The organism is Comamonas sp. CAH-2 (genome assembly GCF_009668305.1).
GTDB lineage: Bacteria > Pseudomonadota > Gammaproteobacteria > Burkholderiales > Burkholderiaceae_C > Comamonas > Comamonas aquatica.
Genome location: NZ_VSWF01000010.1, coordinates 1 through 16,655, shown reverse-complemented (window position 1 = coordinate 16,655; position 16,655 = coordinate 1). Strand labels below are relative to the sequence as shown.

General features: G+C 61.4%; 15 protein-coding genes. 5 read left to right on the top strand and 10 right to left on the bottom strand.

Annotation, left to right across the window (positions count from 1 at the left end):
- Window positions 1–30: 30 nt before the first annotated feature.
- The 4 genes from FYM52_RS08150 (at window position 31) to FYM52_RS08135 (ending at window position 4,573) form a co-directional block, all read left to right on the top strand.
- A complete protein-coding gene (locus tag FYM52_RS08150) occupies window positions 31–1,230 on the top strand; it encodes an ABC transporter substrate-binding protein (RefSeq protein WP_154163729.1) in 1,200 nt (399 codons plus the stop codon).
- A 155-nt stretch (window positions 1,231–1,385) separates the two neighbouring features.
- On the top strand, window positions 1,386–2,594 hold the full coding sequence (locus FYM52_RS08145; RefSeq protein ID WP_045267263.1) for an ABC transporter substrate-binding protein: 1,209 nt from the start codon (window positions 1,386–1,388) through the stop codon (window positions 2,592–2,594).
- 80 nt (window positions 2,595–2,674) lie between these two features.
- Window positions 2,675–3,559 carry a branched-chain amino acid ABC transporter permease gene (locus FYM52_RS08140; protein ID WP_042418737.1) on the top strand — a complete coding sequence of 295 codons (885 nt, stop codon included), beginning with the start codon at window positions 2,675–2,677 and terminating at the stop codon, window positions 3,557–3,559.
- Window positions 3,560–3,574: 15 nt separating this feature from the next.
- Window positions 3,575–4,573 carry a branched-chain amino acid ABC transporter permease gene (locus FYM52_RS08135; protein WP_042418735.1) on the top strand — a complete coding sequence of 333 codons (999 nt, stop codon included), beginning with the start codon at window positions 3,575–3,577 and terminating at the stop codon, window positions 4,571–4,573.
- A gap of 77 nt (window positions 4,574–4,650) precedes the next feature.
- Here FYM52_RS08135 and FYM52_RS08130 read toward each other — a convergent pair whose 3' ends face one another.
- From FYM52_RS08130 to FYM52_RS08115, 4 genes are all read right to left on the bottom strand, one after another.
- On the bottom strand, window positions 4,651–5,847 hold the full coding sequence (locus tag FYM52_RS08130; protein ID WP_154163728.1) for an acyltransferase: 1,197 nt from the start codon (window positions 5,845–5,847) through the stop codon (window positions 4,651–4,653).
- A gap of 684 nt (window positions 5,848–6,531) precedes the next feature.
- A complete protein-coding gene (locus FYM52_RS08125) occupies window positions 6,532–7,446 on the bottom strand; it encodes an amino acid ABC transporter substrate-binding protein (RefSeq protein WP_154163727.1) in 915 nt (304 codons plus the stop codon).
- A 123-nt stretch (window positions 7,447–7,569) separates the two neighbouring features.
- Window positions 7,570–8,334 carry a tRNA-uridine aminocarboxypropyltransferase gene (locus FYM52_RS08120; protein ID WP_042418730.1) on the bottom strand — a complete coding sequence of 255 codons (765 nt, stop codon included), beginning with the start codon at window positions 8,332–8,334 and terminating at the stop codon, window positions 7,570–7,572.
- A gap of 85 nt (window positions 8,335–8,419) precedes the next feature.
- A complete protein-coding gene (locus FYM52_RS08115) occupies window positions 8,420–9,031 on the bottom strand; it encodes a trans-aconitate 2-methyltransferase (protein ID WP_042418807.1) in 612 nt (203 codons plus the stop codon).
- A gap of 566 nt (window positions 9,032–9,597) precedes the next feature.
- Between FYM52_RS08115 and FYM52_RS08110 the strand changes: the two genes are divergently transcribed.
- The gene (locus FYM52_RS08110) at window positions 9,598–10,584 is read left to right on the top strand and encodes a tripartite tricarboxylate transporter substrate binding protein (protein ID WP_043379325.1); all 987 of its coding nucleotides are present in this window, start codon (window positions 9,598–9,600) and stop codon (window positions 10,582–10,584) included.
- A gap of 333 nt (window positions 10,585–10,917) precedes the next feature.
- Here FYM52_RS08110 and FYM52_RS08105 read toward each other — a convergent pair whose 3' ends face one another.
- The 6 genes from FYM52_RS08105 to FYM52_RS08080 all read right to left on the bottom strand — a co-directional run bounded on the left by FYM52_RS08105 (window position 10,918) and on the right by FYM52_RS08080 (window position 16,181).
- The gene (locus FYM52_RS08105) at window positions 10,918–11,301 is read right to left on the bottom strand and encodes a VOC family protein (protein WP_043379329.1); all 384 of its coding nucleotides are present in this window, start codon (window positions 11,299–11,301) and stop codon (window positions 10,918–10,920) included.
- A 227-nt stretch (window positions 11,302–11,528) separates the two neighbouring features.
- Complete coding sequence (locus tag FYM52_RS08100) at window positions 11,529–11,753, bottom strand: DUF3079 domain-containing protein (RefSeq protein WP_154163725.1); 225 nt, start codon at window positions 11,751–11,753, stop codon at window positions 11,529–11,531.
- A gap of 604 nt (window positions 11,754–12,357) precedes the next feature.
- Window positions 12,358–12,780, bottom strand: coding sequence for a VOC family protein (locus tag FYM52_RS08095; protein WP_154163724.1), 423 nt, complete (start codon window positions 12,778–12,780; stop codon window positions 12,358–12,360).
- A gap of 2 nt (window positions 12,781–12,782) precedes the next feature.
- Window positions 12,783–13,766, bottom strand: coding sequence for a HAMP domain-containing sensor histidine kinase (locus FYM52_RS08090; RefSeq protein ID WP_154163723.1), 984 nt, complete (start codon window positions 13,764–13,766; stop codon window positions 12,783–12,785).
- The gene (locus FYM52_RS08085; RefSeq protein WP_154163722.1) at window positions 13,766–14,398 is read right to left on the bottom strand and encodes a hypothetical protein; all 633 of its coding nucleotides are present in this window, start codon (window positions 14,396–14,398) and stop codon (window positions 13,766–13,768) included. Before FYM52_RS08085 ends, FYM52_RS08090 begins: the two co-directional genes overlap by 1 nt.
- A 1-nt stretch (window position 14,399) precedes the next feature.
- Window positions 14,400–16,181 carry a 3'-5' exonuclease gene (locus tag FYM52_RS08080; RefSeq protein ID WP_154163721.1) on the bottom strand — a complete coding sequence of 594 codons (1,782 nt, stop codon included), beginning with the start codon at window positions 16,179–16,181 and terminating at the stop codon, window positions 14,400–14,402.
- Between the last annotated feature and the right edge of the window lie 474 nt (window positions 16,182–16,655).

Sequence of the window (16,655 nt, the reverse complement as noted above, 5' to 3'; positions counted from 1 at the left end):
CACACACCACAACAACAAGGAGACTGCAAGATGCACCCCATTCGTACGCCCCTGACCGCCCTGGCCCTGTCGCTGGCTGTGGCAGGCATGGCCCACGCGCAGGAGCCCGACAAGATCAAGATTGGCTTCATCACCGACATGTCCAGCAACTACGCGGACGTGGACGGCAAGAACGGCGCCCTGGCCATCCAGATGGCCATCGATGATTTCGGTGGCAAGGTGCTGGGTAAGCCCATTGAGCTGCTGACCCAGGACCATCAGCACAAGCCTGACATTGCCGCCACCAAGGCGCGCGAATGGATCGACACGCAGAACCTGACCATGCTGTTCGGCGGCACCAACTCCGGCGTGGCCCTGGCGCTGGCCAAGGTGGCCCAGGAGAAGAAGCGCGTCTACATCAACAACGGCGCCGGCTCCTCGGCCCTGACCAACGAGCAGTGCTCGCCCTACACCATCCACTATGCCTATGACACTGTGGCCCTGGCCAAGGGCACGGGCGGTGCGGTGGTGGACAACGGCGGCAAGGACTGGTTCTTCCTGACCGCGGACTATGCCTTCGGCCACTCGCTGGAAGCCGACACCACCAAGGTCATCAAGGCCAAGGGCGGCAACGTCAAGGGCAGCGTGCGCCATCCGCTGAACGCTTCGGACTTCTCCAGCTTCCTGCTGCAGGCGCAGAACTCCAAGGCCCAGATCCTGGGCCTGGCGAATGCCGGCGGCGACACCATCAACGCCATCAAGGCCGCGCGCGAGTTCGGCATCAACAAGAGCATGAAGATGGCCGGCCTGCTGGTGTTCCTGACCGACATCCACTCGCTGGGGCTGAAGAACACCGAAGGCCTGCTGCTGACCAGCAGCTGGGACTGGAACCTGAACGACGAGACCCGTGCATTCGGGCGCAAGTTCCAGGCCAAGACCAAGCGCATGCCCACCGACATCCAGGCGGCCAACTACTCGGCCACCACCAACTACCTGAAGGCCGTCGAAAAGGCTGGCACCACCGATGCGGACAAGGTGATGGCCGTGCTCAAGAGCACGCCGCTCAAGGACTTCTATGCCGAAGGCGTGATCCGTCCGGACGGCCGCTATGCCCACGAGATGTACCTGATGCAGGTCAAGTCGCCCTCGGAGTCCAAGGAAGCCTGGGACTACTACAAGGTGGTCTCCAAGCTGCCAGCAGCCCAGGTCTGGACCACCAAGGAAGAGAGCAAGTGCGCTCTGTGGAAGTGATCGCCTGAGTGCGGCAGCACCCGCCGGACCCGGTGCGGTGCTACCGTGATCAGACGGTGTTTGTGTTCGCGTTATCGAGTTTGCCGCCCCCGCGTCGTCGGAACAAGGGCACTGGTTTTACAAGGCGTCAGCCACACCACCAAGGAGACAAGGCAATGACCAAACAGCGCAATTTCACTCGACTGGCTTGGATGCTCGGTGCCGCCGGCCTGATGGCCGCGACGGCGCATGCGCAGCCGCAGGACAAGGTGCGTATCGGTTTCGTGACCGACATGTCCAGCCTGTATGCGGATGTGGAGGGCAAGAACGGCGCGCTGGCCATGCAGATGGCCATCGACGATTTCGGCGGCAAGGTGCTGGGCAAGCCCATCGAACTGCTGTCGGCCGACCACCAGAACAAGGCCGACATTGCCGCCAGCAAGGCGCGCGAGTGGATTGACACGCAAGGTATCAGCCTGATCTTCAGCGGCACCAACTCCGGCACGGCCCTGGCCGTCTCGCAGGTGGCGAACGAGAAGAAGCGCGTGCACATCAACAACGGCGCCGGCTCCTCGGCCCTGACCAACGACCAGTGCAACCCCTACACCATCCACTATGCCTATGACACCGTGGCCCTGGCCAAGGGCACGGGCGGCGCGGTGGTGGAGCGCGGTGGCAAGGACTGGTTCTTCCTGACGGCGGACTACGCCTTCGGCCAGGCGCTGGAGTCGGACACCACCAAGGTGATCCTGTCCAAGGGCGGCACGGTCAAGGGCAGCGTCAAGCATCCGCTGAACGCCTCGGACTTCTCCAGTTTCCTGCTCCAGGCGCAGAACTCCAAGGCCCACATCCTGGGTCTGGCGAACGCAGGTGGCGACACCATCAACGCCATCAAGGCGGCCAAGGAGTTCGGCATCGACAAGAGCATGAAGACCGCGGGTCTGCTGGTGTTCCTGACCGACATCCACTCCCTGGGCCTGAAGAACACCGCGGGTCTGCTGCACACCACCAGCTGGTACTGGGACATGAATGACGAATCGCGCAAGTTCGCCGAGAAGTTCTTCGCCAAGACCAAGCGCATGCCCACCGATGTGCAGGCCGCCGACTACTCGGCCGTGACGCAGTATCTCAAGGCCGTGCAGGCCGTGGGCAGCACCGATGCCGACAAGGTCATGGCCCACCTCAAGAGCACGCCCTTGTCGGACTTCTATGCCAAGGGAACCATCCGTCCCGATGGCACCTACGCCCACGACATGTACCTCGTGGAAGTCAAAAAGCCTGAGGAATCCAAGCGTCCTTGGGACTATCTGAAGGTTCTGTCCACCTTGCCGGCCGACCAGGTCTGGACCACCAAGGCGGAAACCAAATGCGCCCTGTGGAAGTGACGTAAGCCGTTGCAGCACGCCGCTGGCGTGCTGCGCGCAGTGACTGACGGGCACCTTGTTCACCCAATAGCGTCTCTCTCATGGAAATCTTCGGTGTTTCTTTACCGGGCTTGCTCAGCCAGCTTCTGCTGGGGCTGGTCAACGGCTCGTTTTATGCGATCTTGAGCCTCGGGCTGGCGGTGATCTTCGGCCTGCTCAACGTGATCAACTTTGCGCACGGCGCCTTGTTCATGTTGGGGGCCATGGTCACCTGGATGGCCATGAACTACTTCGGCATCAACTATTGGGTGATGCTCATCCTCGCGCCGATCATCGTCGGGGCGTTCGGGGTGTTGATCGAGCGCTTCCTGCTGCGCTGGATCTACAAGCTCGACCACCTCTACGGCCTGCTGCTGACCCTGGGTCTGTCGCTGCTGATTGAGGGCGTGTTCCGCTCCATCTACGGGGTGTCGGGCCTGGGCTACGATACGCCGGAGCTGCTGGAGGGCGCCACCAACCTTGGCTTCATGATCCTGCCCAACTACCGGGCCTGGGTGGTGGTGGCCTCCATCGTGGTCTGCTTGGCCACCTGGTACGTGATCGAAAAGACCCGCCTCGGGGCCTACCTGCGCGCCGGCACGGAAAACCCGCGCCTGGTCGAAGCCTTCGGCATCAATGTGCCGGTCATGGTCACGCTGACCTATGCCTTCGGCGTGGGTCTGGCGGCCTTCGCCGGGGTGCTGGCGGCACCCGTCTACCAGGTGACGCCGCTGATGGGGCAGAACCTCATCATCATCGTCTTCGCCGTGGTGGTGATCGGTGGCATGGGCTCCATCATGGGCTCCATCCTCACCGGCCTGGGGCTGGGCGTGATCGAAGGCCTGACCAAGGTGTTTTACCCCGAAGCCTCCTCCACCGTGGTGTTCGTCATCATGGTCATCGTTCTCCTGATTCGCCCCGCGGGCCTGTTCGGCAAAGAGAAATAAGCAGGGGCACACCACATGAATTCCAAGCAAATCTCCTTCATCGGCTACGGCGTGCTGCTGCTGGCCCTGATCGTTGCGCCCTTCTTTGGCGCCTATCCCGTGTTCGTCATGAAGCTCATGTGCTTTGCACTGTTCGCTTCGGCCTTCAACCTGTTGCTGGGCTATACCGGTCTGCTGTCCTTTGGCCATGCGGCCTTCCTGGGTGGCGCGGCCTACATGGCCGGCCATGCCATCAAGGTCTGGAGTGTGACGCCCGAGGTCGGCATCGTGCTGGGCACCCTCGGGGGGGCGGCCCTGGGCCTGCTGGCCGGCTGGCTGGCGATCCGCCGCCAGGGCATCTACTTTTCCATGATCACGCTGGCCCTGGCGCAGATGCTGTTCTTCGTCTGTCTGCAAGCCCCGTTCACCGGCGGTGAAGACGGCCTGCAAGGCGTGCCGCGCGGCAAGCTGTTCGGCGTGATCGATCTGGCCAACGACCTGACCATGTACTACGTGGCCCTGGTGATCTGTGTCCTGGGCTTCCTGGTCATCGTGCGCACCGTGCACTCGCCGTTTGGCCAGGTGCTCAAGGCCATCAAGGAGAACGAGCCCCGCGCCATCTCCCTGGGCTATGACGTGAACCGCTTCAAGCTGCTGGTGTTCGTGCTGTCCGCCGCCATCACTGGCCTGGCCGGCTCGCTCAAGACCGTGGTGCTGGGCTTTGCCACCCTGTCCGACGTGCACTGGACGGCTTCCGGCCACGTGGTGCTGATGACGCTGATGGGCGGCATGGGCACGCTGTCCGGCCCCATCGTTGGCTCTGCCATCGTGGTGGCGCTGGAAAACAAGATCGGCGACTTTGGCAGTTTCCTGGCCAAGCTGACGGGCGTGGAATGGTTCACCACCCTGGGTGAGTCCGTGACCATCGTCACCGGCTTCATCTTCGTGCTGTGCGTGCTGGCCTTCCGCCGTGGCGTGATGGGCGAAATCATCGCCTGGCTGGCGCGCCGCCGCGGTGCGGGCAAAACCCTGTAAGCGCACCCACTGCTGCAGCTGCAAAAAAACCGCCTCTTGGGGCGGTTTTTTTATGGTGGGACCGTGGTCCGGTGGCCTCAGCGCATGGCCTGCCGGGCGTGGGCCGGCAGGCTGGTCGGGCGCTCCTTGCGCGGCGCATCGCGCCAGCGCAGGGCCCAGCGCTCCACCGTGTAGAAGGACAGGGCCGCCAGCGCAGCGGAAATGGCCAGACCCAGCACCAGCACCACGGGCCACGAGAACTCGGCCCGCAGGTAGCGCACCACGGGGTAGTGCCACAGGTAGATGCCGTAGGACAGGCGGCCCAGCTGCACCAGGGCCGGTGCGGTCAGCATGTCGTAGACCAGGCCCTGGCGTTGCACGGCCACCAGGATGACGATGGCCGCGCACTCCACCACCGTGATGCCCCAGAGCATGGCGTCCTGGTTGTCCCAGCCCAGCGACATCAGCAGGGGGATGGCCAGGGGCAGCCACATGAGGTGGTGCAGCCGGGACTGGATGGCTTCGGCGAAACCGGTGCGCTCGTGCAGCAGGGCGGCCAGCAGGCTGCCGGCCAGCAGTCCGGTGGCCCGGGTGTCGAAGCGGAAGAAAATCTCGTAGAACTGCTGGCCCTGGAACACCCAGAAGATGCGCCAGGCCCAGGCCAGTAGCCACAGCAGCAGGATGGTGCGCCACAGCTTGCCGGGCGCGGCCTTGCGCACCAGGAAAGCCAGCAGCGGCGGCCAGATCAGGTAGAAGTGCTCTTCCACCGCCAGCGACCACATGTGCAGCAAGGTGTCCGGGCTGTCAAAGAAGGCGATGCCGTAGTCAGCCAGGTACAGCAGCGAGACCAGGGCGTCCTGGTAGATGTCATCCAGATCGGGCCACAACAGCGGTGCGAACAGCACATAGGCGGCCAGGAACAGGGCCAGCGCCGGCATCAGCCGGAAAAAGCGCCGGCGGTAAAAACGCCAGTAGTCGAGCCGGCCCTCGGTGTGCCATTCGATCAGCAGCAGCGAGGTGATCAGGTAGCCGCTGAGCACAAAGAACAGGTCCACGCCCAGGAAGGCGCCATCGAACAGCGGCACATGGGCATGCGACAGCAGCACCAGCACGATGGCGATCCCTCGCAGGCCGTCCAGCGCCGGGTTGTAGCGCAGTTTGAATTCCGTCAAAACCGACTTACCTCTTGATGTCAGGTGGTCCAGGCCAGGGCTGGACCAGGCAGAAAAAACAGCACAGCGACCACCAGGGCGCGGGCAGTCCGCACGCAGACCCGGATCGGACGCCAGGAACATCGCCGTGGTGGGGGTGGCCTGTCCGCGCAGGCGGCATGGCCAAGGGCATCCGTGTCCGCAGCCGGAGGCGGGCCGCTGGCGCGCTGGGCGCGGTAGACACTGCCATGGCAAGCATGGCGAAGGGATGCTACTGCAATTCGGGTATCTACCCGGTAACAGAGTTTTTCGATTTTAGTCTTACTGCCGATTACACCCAGTGCTATCAAGTTCTTTAACTCAACGGCGGTGGCGTGTGTCCAAGGGGCGGAGGCAGGGGCGAATGGCCGGCGTGCCCGCAGGCCTGGGGGCAAGCCTGGACGGTGGGTCGGATGGGGGAGGTCGGTGTGCCGCGCGCCAAAGGCGCAGTGAGTCTGCCTGCGGGCAGCCGGTGCGGGGTGTCGCCCGGGATCGTGGGTTGCCGCAGTCCGGCGCGCCAGATCGTGCGGTGGCGCACCGCGACGGCGTGCACCACCACTGCAGCGGTGGGTCTGGCACTTGCCACCGACCATCGTGGCACCGCATGACACCGGTATGCCCAGGTACCGGGGGCAGCCTGGGCGGCGCAGCCATCAAGGCCCAAAACGGCCAAAGCCCAGGCAGAGCCTGGGCTTGGTGCTATTGATGCTGTCAGCTGTCAGCTGTCAGCTGTCAGCAGCCAGCTGCCAGCTGCCAGCTGCCGTGCCGCAGGCCGCTGGTGCTGCCGGCTCAGGGCTGGAACTGTTCGACCGGTACGTCGTTGGGCTGGGCCAGCAGCTTCTTCAGCGTGCTGCCCATGGGCAGGTTCAGGTTCACCTGCTTGGGCGGGATCGGCTGCGTGTACCACTTGGCGTACAGGCGTTCGATCTCGCCGTTGGCCATCATCTGGCGGATGGCGCCGTCCACGGCCTGCTTGATGGCCGGGTCCTGCTTGCTGAACTGGATGGCGATCGGCTCCGCACCGATCACCTCGCCCACGATCTTGTAGCCCGCGGGGTGCTTGCTCTGGGCGATCACGCCGGCCAGCATGTTGTCATCCAGCACAAAGGCGTCGACGCGGCCCGACTCCAGCAGCAGGAAGGCCTCGAACTGGTCCTTGGCCATCAGGGTCTGGAACTGGATGCTGTGCTCGGCCGCATAGCGGCGCAGGATCTGCACGGCCGTGGTGCCCGTGATGGCCGACACCTTCTTGCCGTCCAGCTGCTTGAAGCTGGTGATGGGCGCCTGCTGGGCCACGGCCATGCGCACCTCGCTGACATAGGTGGTCAGGCCGAAGGCCACCTGGTCCTGGCGCTTGAGGCTGTTGGTCATGCTGGCGCAGTTGAAGTCGGCCGTGCCGTTCTGGATCAGCGGCATGGTGTTCTGCGCTGTCAGCACCATGTACTTCAGCTGTGCCTGCGGGGCGATGGCGCGCACCACCTTCTCGCACAGCTCCACGTGGTAGCCCACGAACTTCTCGTTGGCGCCCAGCGCATAGGCCATGGGCGTGGCGCTTTCGCGCACGCCCAGCACCACGGTGCCACCGGCCTGCCAGCGCTGCAGCGTGGGCGAATCGCTGGCGCCGGGGGCCGCGTGTGCGGCCGCAGAAAAAACGGCGGCCACGATGGCCGCCGACAGCAGGGAAAACTTCACCACAGACTTCATGGAACGAGGCACTCAAGCAGGCGGGCCGAGCACATCCGGCCCCATGGCGGTGCATTCTCCCACTGGCTTCAGACATCCCCGTGTTATGCAAATTCCGGGCGGCGCGATGGCGGCCGCCGGGGTTCACGAAGGCTGCAGCGCAGCCTGCAGGCGCTGGTGCGCCGGGCTGTGGGGGTTGGGTGGCACCTGGTTCTTGGCGCACAGGTAGTGGTGGGTGTAGACCTCCAGGTAGCGCTCCAGCACCTGGCCGGCGCGCGCGTCCTGCGGGTGCTGACTCAGCTCCAGGCACAGCGCGGCCACTTCGCTGGTGCAGAAGTGGTCTTCGCGCTTGGAGCGGCGCAGCTGGTAGCGCGAGAACTGCTCGGGCTGCAGGCTCAGTACCGGAAACTTGTCCAGGTAGGGGCTCTTGCGGAACATCTTGCGCGCCTCGGACCAGGTGGCGTCCAGCAGGATGAACAGCGGCCGCTGGCCGCTGTCGGCCTGGGCTTCGGGCAGGGCGTGGATGACGCGCTCGGGCGGCTCGACAAACTCCCCCGGGAACACCAGGTAGGGCTGCCACTGCGGGTCCTGCAGCAGCGCCTGCAGGCCGGGGTCCAGCTCTAGGCGGCTCCAGCCGAAGGCAAAGGTGTCCTGCACCACATCGGCGATCAGCCAGCCGGTGTTGCTGGGCTTGAGCGGTTCGGCATCGTGCATCACCAGGCACACCCCGGCGTGCGTGGGCAGGTGGGGGCGCAGGGCGCACATGCAGTGGCTGGTGCGCAGGCGGCAGCCTTCGCAGCGGTCGCCCTTGGGGCCGCCACGGGCCAGGAAGGGGCGCGTGCTGCGCGTCAGGCGGGCATCGCGCAGGCGCGCGACGGCATGGGGAAAGGGGGTGGGGGAGGCAGACATGGGCAAGCCGGCGATTGTCGCAGCTGCCGTGCACCGGCGCTGGGGCGCTGCGCTTGACCTGCCGCCCCGGTGGCCGGGCGTGGGCTCAGTGGCCGCCGCCGGCGCACTCCAGCTCGAACACCGGCACCTGGGACTTGCGGCTCAGCCACAGACCGCCGCCCAGTTCGCTGAAGCTGGCCGACAGCCCCTGGCGGTACAGCGCGGCGCGGTGGCGGAACAGGCGCGGGTCGGTCAGATCCTCGTCGATGATGTCGCGCTCATAGTCCTCGCGCGCCACGGCCTCCAGGTACAGGGCACCGCGCGAGAGCTGGCCCAGGTTCTTCAGCGCTTGCTTCAGGTCGGCCGGGCTCAGGTAGGGCAGCACGCCCTGGCAGATCACCAGGTCGAACGGCTCGCTGGCCTGGTAGTCCACGACCGAGCCGCGCTCCCAGCCGAAGCGGCCGCACAGGTATTCGCTGAACTCCACGCCGTGGTAGCTGCAGCCGGGGAACTGCTGCTGCACCACGTGCTGCCACAGGCCGATGCCGCAGCCCACATCCAGCACGCGCGCCACGGGCACGCGCAGGTACTTCAGGTAGCTGCAGACAAACGTGCCCAGACGTTCAATGTGTTCGGGGTCCACCACGCTGGTTTTCTTGTCGAAATAAAAGCGCTGGTAGTACGCCTCGTCAAACCATTGATCGCTTGCTGATTGCACGCATGCTCCTGGGCAGGGCCAGCCCTGGCGGCTGGCGGTGAACAACACCGGGCTGCCTGGGCCACCCGGAAAGTGAGCGCCCAAGTATCGTGCAGACGCAGTGCCGGCATGCGGCACTGCGGCATTGGAGGTGGTCAAACGTATTGAAAACCATAGCTGTATGCGATGGCTGTATCTGCGCTGAAGGCAGATTGGATGAGGATTTCTGGCGCAGGCGGCAGACACGCTGAACGATCGGTGTGCTGGTGCAGGCTTGCAATAATTGACCGCGGAGAGCGCCTATTGCGTCTTTTTGCGCAAAATTTTTGCGTGGTGGCGCCACCGCTGTGCTGCATTTCCTTGCTGTGATGCGATGGCGTGGCGCGTTGATGTTGTGTGAATCAATGCTGCGGCGCAGATAAACGGCGTGCTAGCCGAATTGCACCGCCCCTGCAAGCAATAAAGCTGCGCGATGCACCAGGTGCTTTCTGCGCAGCCTGTCGGTGCAGGCTTCCTAGAATCGGCCGCGGCGCCCCCTGCGCCCCTGCCGCTTGCGCAGTCCCTCTTCACCGAAAGCACCGTCCCCCATGATCTCGCGTCGCCAGTTGCTGGCTGCTTGCGCAGCGTCCACCACCACCTTGTCGCCCTGGGCGGCCAGCCGCAGCTGGGCCCAGGGGCAGCCCGTGCGGCTGGTGGTCGGCTTTGCCGCCGGGGGCTCTGCCGACTTTGTGGCGCGCCAGCTGGGGCAACTGCTGGCGGCCGAGATCGGCGCGCCCGTGCTGGTGGACAACCGCCCCGGCGCGGGCGGTCGCATCGCGGTCGAGGCCGTCAAGAACGCCAAGCCCGATGGCCTGACCCTGCTGGTCACGCCCGGCTCCATCCTCACCATCTACCCCCATGTCTACACCAAGCTCAGCTACCAACCGCTGACCGACCTGGTGCCCGTGGCCGCGCTGTGCGCCTTGCCGTACAGCGTCAACGTCGGTCCGCTGGTGCCGGGCAGCGTGCGTTCGCTGCAGGATTTTGGCGCCTGGCTCAAGGCCCATCCACAGATGGCCTCGTACGGCTCGCCCGGCGCCGGCACCACGCCGCATTTCCTGGGGGCCATGTTTGCCGCCAGCGTGGGGGTGGACTATGTGCACGCACCCTACAAGGGCGGGGCGCTGGCCCTGCAGGACGTGATGGCGGGCCAGCTCACCTCCAGCTTCAACGTGGTCAGCGAACCCGTGGCCCAGATCGGCAACCCCAAGCTGCGCACCCTGGCCGTCAGCAGCGCCCAGCGCATTGCGCAGATGCCCCAGGTGCCCACCTTTGCCGAGCAGGGCCTGGGCGATCTGACCTCCAGCGAATGGATGGGCCTGCTGGCCCCCAAGGGCACGCCGGCCGAACTGGTGCAGCGCCTGCACGCCGCCGCCAACCGCAGCATGGCCCAGCCCAAGTTGCAGCAGGCGCTGGCGGAAATGGCCTTCAGCGTCACCGCGTCCAGCCAGGCGGAATTTGCCCAGCTGCTGCAGCAGGACCTGCGCAAATGGGGCCCTGTGGTGCAGCGCACCGGCTTCAAGGCCGAGGGCTGAAGCCCTGCGTCAATAGCCACGAAAATAGGTTGCAAAACATTTTTTATGGCTATTGGTTATAATTGCCGGGTTGTTTGCGCAAACAATGCTGTATCTCACACCAGCACTTCGTGTACTGCGAAGAGAAAAATAAAAGTGACAGCTGCAGAGACGTTCTGCCGTAACACGGTGATCGCGTAAGAGTCGCCGTCCAACACCCCAAAAAAGCCCGCAGGCCAAGGCCGCGGGCTTTTTTTTTGCGCCATGGCGCCGTGCGTCGAAAGGCGCCACCGCGGTGGACCGCGCGACTGGCGCCTGCGCCCGCCGCGTGTGCGTCCGGCGGGGCCGCCAGGCTCAGGCCTTGGGCGGGCGGTGCATCACGCACACCTTGTTGCCCGCGGGGTCGCGCAAATAGGCCAGGAACAGCTTCATGCGCTCATCGCCGCGCCAGCCGGGGGCGTCTTCGATGGCGGTGCCGCCTGCAGCCAGTGCCGCTTCGTAGGCCTGCAGGGCCTGGTCGGTAGACTCGGCCGCAAAGCCCAGGGTGAAGCCGTTGGCCGCCGTGGCGGGCTCGCCATTGATGGGCGTGGTCACGCTGAAGGTGTTGCCCGCGTGGCGCCAGAAGTAACGGTGGCGGTCCTGCACGCCGGGCTTGGCCCCCAGCGTGCCCAGCAGGGCGTTGTAGAACTTGACGGACGCATCCAGGTCGTTGGCGCCGAGCATGACGTGGCTGAACATAGGGGGTGTCTCCTCAGTAAGCGGTAGTGGGTGAGGGCTGGGGGCGTTGCCGCGCACCAGCCTGCACGCATGCTAACGCTTGCCCAGCCAGGCCGCGCGTCACCCAGGCGATGCAGGCTATTATTTTTGATAGCTGCTGGCGCTGGCTGGGTGAGCGCCAGAGGTGTTTTTTGCTGTAAAGGATCAGCGCAGGGGCCGCAGGCCGCTGCACCCTGGCGGCGCAGGGCTTACAGCTTGTGGGGTGGTGTCTGGGCCTGGGTTGGGGTGGCATCCAACACTTCGGAGGACGTGCCCTCCAGAAGCTGCTCCCAGTCGTCGCCCCAGAACTCGCAAGGGTGGGGCGTGCGGTCGGAGCCATTGCCGCAGCGCAGGTCATCGGCCGGGCAATACAGGTCGCAGCCCCAGCACAGGCGCTCGGGGTGGGCGGGAGCGATCGGGAATTTCTTGGCCATCTCTGGTGGTGCGTGGGCGTGGTTGCCAGCCACAAGGCTACGCCCAAATGCACCGCCCCGGTGTGCCCGCGGTTTGTGAGAGATCAGAGGCCATGCGTTCTGGCGCCGCAGCCCGGGTGATGTGCTGGTGGGGGTCGGACCACTGCCCGTGCATGCTGGCCCAGTCTGGGGGGGCGATGGAGCAGGGAAGCGTGCGATGGGGAAGGGCCCATGCGCATCCACCGACAAGCGATGCGGGCAGACAGCGGCCAGGCCGCGCGGACGGAGCGAGCGTTGCGCAACAGGGGCACGCGACGGCACCAGTTCCCTCTTGCGAAGGAGCATGTCGGAGCCGCGGCAACGCACTCTGCGAAAAAGCGTCCCCTGCGCAGCGACGGGCCATCCGGCGCAACACCGCGCCGGTGGGACGCGTCGCCGTCAAACCAAGGGCAGCACCTAGGTGCTATGGCGGTTGGTAGGCGTGGCGCCCACCCGCGCAGGCATGGGGGCCATGCGGGCTGGGGTGCGCGGCGGGCAACGCGCGCTGGTGTGCCACCTCAGTTGGAAGTGTTGCGTATCCAATCGGTCTCTAGCGCTTATCCAGTGTGCGCTGACAGCTATGGTTTTATGTCGTCGTGCCTGCGGGGGCCGGCTGTGCCCAGATCTCGCGGAACATCAGGCACAGCTTGTGCCCGGCCGGGTCTCGCACATAGGCCAGATAGCGGTCATTGCCCGGCGCCTTGCGCCAGCCTGCAGGGTCTTCGATGGCCACACCGCCGTGGGCCAGGGCCGCATCCAGCGCACGGTGCAACTGCTCGATGGAGGTGGTTTTGAAACCCAGCGTGAAGCCGTTGTAGTGCGTGCAGGGCTGGCCATCGCGCGGCGTGGCGATCATCAGGCGCGTGCCGTCGTGGTCCCAGACATAGCGTTCAAAACCGTTGACCTGGATGTGGCTGGCGGAAGGCGCGCCCAAGACGCCGAGGACGGCGTCATAGAACTTGCGGCTGGCGGTGAGGTCGTTGGTACCGAGGAGGATGTGGCTGAGCATGATTAATCAAAGATAATCGACATTGAAACTAGAGGCTTATTAAATATACACTTAATATTTCCACCGTGTATTTTTACAATTTCTTTTGCTAGAAAAAGTCCAAATCCACCGCCTTCCTCTTTTTCTGAAAATCTTATTCCACGATCAAAGCATCTTTCTGGGTCAATATTTTCATCTGAATAATTTTCTATTAAGATTTCAATTCTTTTTTCATTTTTAATTATTGTTACATCAATATCTGAGTTATCTCTTCCATATTTTATGGCATTTTCAATGAGTGTTGCTAATATTATTGGGAAAGATTTTGAGCTTCCTTTTAGTTCTGCTTCTACATCGCCTTCAACAGATATTCTCATTCCTTTTTTATGAGCTAAATCTTCTAAGATTCTCTTCATTTTAAAAGCCAAAGAAAATATTTTTATAGAATTATCTTTGGGAAGAGCCTTCATCCCTTCAATATTTGATAATGCTTCTAGTATGTCAAAGTTATTTCTTATCAGCTCAGCTGCACCTTTAATGGCTTTCATATTTTTGGTATTGTGACCGCTACCAATTTCAATTTCTGCCTTTTGTAAAACAAGAGAGTTGAGTTTTCTTAATTCATGAAATGCTTGAGGGAATACTTCTAACCCAGAGAGAATTTGCTTAGTTCTTTCTTCTTCTATTTCTCTTAAAGATTTCGTATACTCATTAATTTCAATTATTGATGTTTTGTTATTTGTGTATTTTTTTGAAAGCAATCTTTGTTTTTGATCATCAAATCTTGGATGTACAATCAAACCATATATTGCATATCTTTTTGCACTATATGTGAATATGGTGGATGAGAATCCTTTGGGGCATAGATGATGACCATCTAATGATCTATTATAGAAATATTTACATGCTTCATCTAGATTGCATTCGGATGGTTTTTTGAATCTTTCTATTGTATTTATTTTGAACTCGGGAATTTCTATTATTGGAAATACTTTTGGGATACTCATCAAAAAATCTTGCCTAAATAAATGTCTACAGCTTTGTTTGCAGTGAATCGTAAAGTTTTGAATATGTGGTTTTCTATAGAGGTTTTATCGGATGAATTAATGGCGTTGTAAAGATTCTCTTTAATGGAATTTATTTTTTGACTATCCGTAATGTCTAATTCTTTAATTATTTTTGAAAATATTAAATTTTTGTCAAAACATAGATTTAATTCTGACTCAATTACTTCCATAGAGTCGGCTAAACCTAAGTCTTTAATTAAAACAGCGTGTGATAATTTGAAAAAATCTGCTTCACTAGCAGAAAGACTTCTAGATGTATAAGCAATAATTCTGGCGGGATTCCTATTTCTGCTCAAATAACGCATCAATTCAAGACCATGTTTATCTCCTAGATTAGTACCCACGCCATAATAGTCGAGAATTATCAAATCATATAAGCCAGAATCATATTTATTAAGATCATTTCCATTCTTGTCATGGTCAATAGAAAATCCCTGACTTCTTAAAAAATCTATTAATGTAATGTCATCATCATCATCAATAAACAAAATTCTTGATTTTCTTATAATTTCTTGTCTAGATAATTTTGGAAAATCTTCAAAAGTTTTTTTCTTTTTAATAAAGCTAAGCATATTAGGTCGATATAAGTAAATTTACTGATCTTGTTGTAGCCACATACGCCAATTTAGATTCCACTTCCAAATCTTCTTGGCTGATGTTTTCTTTGGGTTTTGACGTTAAAACTGCCACCACCGCCCATTCCAGTCCCTTGCTGGCGTGCATGGTCATGACCTGGATGGCGTTGTCTTGCGGTTGAAAGTCGCCCGCCTTTTTGCGCACGCGGTGGGGCAGGCCTTGGCGGGCCAAGGCGCGGCTGCAGATGTCCATGCCGTCCCAGTCGCGGCACAGCACGGCCATCTCGCCCCAGGCGTGGCCCTGGGCGTGCTGGTCGGCCAGCAGTTCGGCAATCTTGGTGGCGCGCTCTGGCAGGCTGGGCAGGTCGATGACGATGGGCTCTGGCCCTTCGCGCCCGCAGCCCAACGGGGCGAGCAGGGGGATGCTGTCTTCATCCTGGGCATCCTCGGGTTGGAGGAGGCTGCCTGCCACCCGATGGGCCAGCTGCAAGATTTGCCGGGTGTTGCGGTAATTGATTTTGAGGATGGTGGTGCGCCCGCTGGCCTGGATGCCCACGCTTTTGAGGCTGAAGCCCATCTTGCCGCTGCGCCGGTAAATGCTTTGCGCATCGTCGTACAGCAGGAGCAGGCTGTTGGTGGTGGGGTCCACCATCTGGGTGATGAGCTTGAGCCATTCGGGCGCAAAGTCGTGCCCTTCGTCGATCAGGATGGCGTGGTACTGGCCGGCGGGGATGTGGCCTTTGTCCACTGCGGCGATCAGGCCGTGCACATAGGCTTCCATCTTGCGGCCCACGTCCCAGTCCTTGGCGTAGGCGGGCAGTTGCTGGTAGGCCTTGAGTTGGGCATACACCCATTTGTGGAAGTGGCGCACCTGCACGCGCTCGCCCAGGCCTTTGGCGTCCAGCTGTGCGGCCAGTTTGACGGCCAGGGGTTCGTTGTAGCAGAGCACCAGAATGGGTTTGCTGCCGGGGCCCTGGGTTTGGGCCAGGTGTTCGGCGCGGTAGCCGAGGATCATGGTTTTGCCCGAACCGGCGACGCCATGGATGACGCGGTGACCGTCGCCCAGGCTGCGCGCCAGCTGTTCTTGCTGCAGGTCCATGACGCGCATGAGGTCGGGCAGGCGTTCTTCGGCGGCGTTTTCAGCCGCTGCCTCGGCGCTGGCATCGTCAAACAGGCTGTGCTGCTGGGGCACGCGCACTTCGGGGAACAGGATCCAGCGCACGCGGTCCAGCTGGGGCAGGGTGATGGCGCCTTTGCCAAAGCTGTGCGGGAACATGGCCCACAGGCGTGCTTGAAAGGCCTCGGGCTCCACGTGCTCAAACATTTCGTCCTGGCAGATGACCAAGCGCTCGGGAATGGCGCGGCCCAGTTCTGCGGCCTCAAACTGGGCGCGGGTGATGCGGGTGAAGACCACGCCATAGCCCCAGGGGAAGATGAGCTGGCCCTGGTGGGGCCCCTCGGGCTGTTGCAGCTGCGGGTCGCGCTGCAGGGCGTTGATGACCTGGATGGCGCAGTGGCGCGCCTGTACCAGTGGGTTGCTGACGGTTTTGGGCTGGCCGCTGCCGGCGTCCAGGATTTCGAACGTGTCGCGGCTGGCGTGGCGGATGGTGCTGATGTACCAGTCTTTGGTTTCCAGGATCAGCGCACCCCGGTGCGGGTGCAGCACCACAAAATCGGGGTGGGTCTGCTTGGGGCCAATCGGCACGTCGTACCAAAGCAGGTAGTCGTCTTCGAGTTTTTGCTCCAACCGCTCGGACAGGCGTTTTTCGCCGGTCGTCATGCGGTGCAAGCACGTGCTGCGTGCGGGAATCTGCGTTGCCATGTCTCGGAGTAGGGGGCGCTGCCCCTCCCTGGCAGGCTGCGCGGTTGTTGTAGCAATTCGTTGCGTTATAGGGGCGAACGGATGAACGGCAGTACATAGTCGAGTGAACTGTGTGCCATGGTCGCCTTGCGTGATCTGTATGTTTTTGGCTGGTAACTCTTATCTATTCAGCGCAAGCTGCTAGGAATTTTGATTTTTTGATTCACACTTGCTCACGATGAACGGTGGTCGCTGTGGACCCCTGCACGATGCACTGGGGCTGGTCCTGCGTAGGCAGCATGTGGCCCCAGCCATGCAGAGCACACAGCACAGGGGCATGGCTGCAGGGACGAGGTCATGCTTCCCCACACATCCCGCCGCTGGCGAAGCGTGCTCGGGGTTTGCCGTGCAGCGCATGCCTACCATCGCTGGGGTGCTGGGGTGCTGGGGTGC

Coding starts and splice junctions, on each gene's coding strand:
- FYM52_RS08145 (WP_045267263.1), top strand. CDS start 1,386: ATGACCAAACAGCGCAATTTCACTCGACTGGCTTGGATGCTCGGTGCC.
- FYM52_RS08135 (WP_042418735.1), top strand. CDS start 3,575: ATGAATTCCAAGCAAATCTCCTTCATCGGCTACGGCGTGCTGCTGCTG.
- FYM52_RS08090 (WP_154163723.1), bottom strand. CDS start 13,766: ATGAGTATCCCAAAAGTATTTCCAATAATAGAAATTCCCGAGTTCAAA.
- FYM52_RS08080 (WP_154163721.1), bottom strand. CDS start 16,181: ATGACGACCGGCGAAAAACGCCTGTCCGAGCGGTTGGAGCAAAAACTC.
- FYM52_RS08095 (WP_154163724.1), bottom strand. CDS start 12,780: ATGCTCAGCCACATCCTCCTCGGTACCAACGACCTCACCGCCAGCCGC.
- FYM52_RS08105 (WP_043379329.1), bottom strand. CDS start 11,301: ATGTTCAGCCACGTCATGCTCGGCGCCAACGACCTGGATGCGTCCGTC.
- FYM52_RS08120 (WP_042418730.1), bottom strand. CDS start 8,334: ATGTCTGCCTCCCCCACCCCCTTTCCCCATGCCGTCGCGCGCCTGCGC.
- FYM52_RS08130 (WP_154163728.1), bottom strand. CDS start 5,847: ATGTTCCTGGCGTCCGATCCGGGTCTGCGTGCGGACTGCCCGCGCCCT.
- FYM52_RS08125 (WP_154163727.1), bottom strand. CDS start 7,446: ATGAAGTCTGTGGTGAAGTTTTCCCTGCTGTCGGCGGCCATCGTGGCC.
- FYM52_RS08085 (WP_154163722.1), bottom strand. CDS start 14,398: ATGCTTAGCTTTATTAAAAAGAAAAAAACTTTTGAAGATTTTCCAAAA.
- FYM52_RS08100 (WP_154163725.1), bottom strand. CDS start 11,753: ATGGCCAAGAAATTCCCGATCGCTCCCGCCCACCCCGAGCGCCTGTGC.
- FYM52_RS08150 (WP_154163729.1), top strand. CDS start 31: ATGCACCCCATTCGTACGCCCCTGACCGCCCTGGCCCTGTCGCTGGCT.
- FYM52_RS08110 (WP_043379325.1), top strand. CDS start 9,598: ATGATCTCGCGTCGCCAGTTGCTGGCTGCTTGCGCAGCGTCCACCACC.
- FYM52_RS08140 (WP_042418737.1), top strand. CDS start 2,675: ATGGAAATCTTCGGTGTTTCTTTACCGGGCTTGCTCAGCCAGCTTCTG.